General features: G+C 30.4%; 1 protein-coding gene. It reads right to left on the bottom strand.

Annotated elements, in window-relative coordinates; all coding sequences use genetic code 11:
• Positions 1-162: 162 nt before the first annotated feature.
• The coding region (locus tag Q1A73_RS24415; RefSeq protein WP_299611439.1) for a hypothetical protein at positions 163-753 on the bottom strand (591 nt) is incomplete at its 5' end.

The raw sequence follows: 753 nt of genomic DNA on the forward strand, positions 1-753 counted from the left end.
CAACGTTTAATATATGTGTCGTAGCAGGGCAAAATGTTACCCTGCTTTTGGTTTTTTTTGCGCATTGGTTGCTAACTTTTTCATTCTGCAAGCACTGCGCTTTGCCAAAAATACACGAACCATTCGATTCATCACTTAACTGCTATGGCATCATATATTTTGTTATCGCTCGTTTTTTGATTTTAAATGATCAATTATTTCCCGTTCCAAATTTTGGTCAGAATATTCATTTGGAAGAATCAAATATTGATATCCCCAAGCAGTATTGTCTATATTTAAAAGACCGTAGTTCTCCTTAAATAACATAGCTCCATTTCCATCAACTACAGGTTCTTTTAGTTCATACAAGTCAAATCCTTTATTTGAAAAAATACCGTTATAATAAACGTCATTTTTTATTTTCTGAAATTCAAATGAACCAAAGAATAATTGACTTGTTTTTGGTAAGAATTTCACATCAGTTATTCTAGTTGAATCTGGTAAGTTATAATAATGATATTTCACAATTGAATCCGTATAAATTATTTCCACTCTATATGGGATTTCATATGCAAGCGTATCTAATTTATATGAGTGCATAGTTCTGTTTTCCGTCCGATTATAGATTTCACTTTTTAATTTAAAGTACTCAGAATCAGTTTTACTTCCCATTATTGAAACTCCGAAAATTAAAATTAAAGAAGCTCCTACCACAATTATGGTGATGATCACTATTAGTATATGAATTATTCTTTTCAAATGAGAGATAACGTT

The sequence above is a fragment of the uncultured Aquimarina sp. genome (assembly GCF_947492115.1).
In the GTDB taxonomy this organism is placed as follows: Bacteria; Bacteroidota; Bacteroidia; order Flavobacteriales; family Flavobacteriaceae; genus Aquimarina.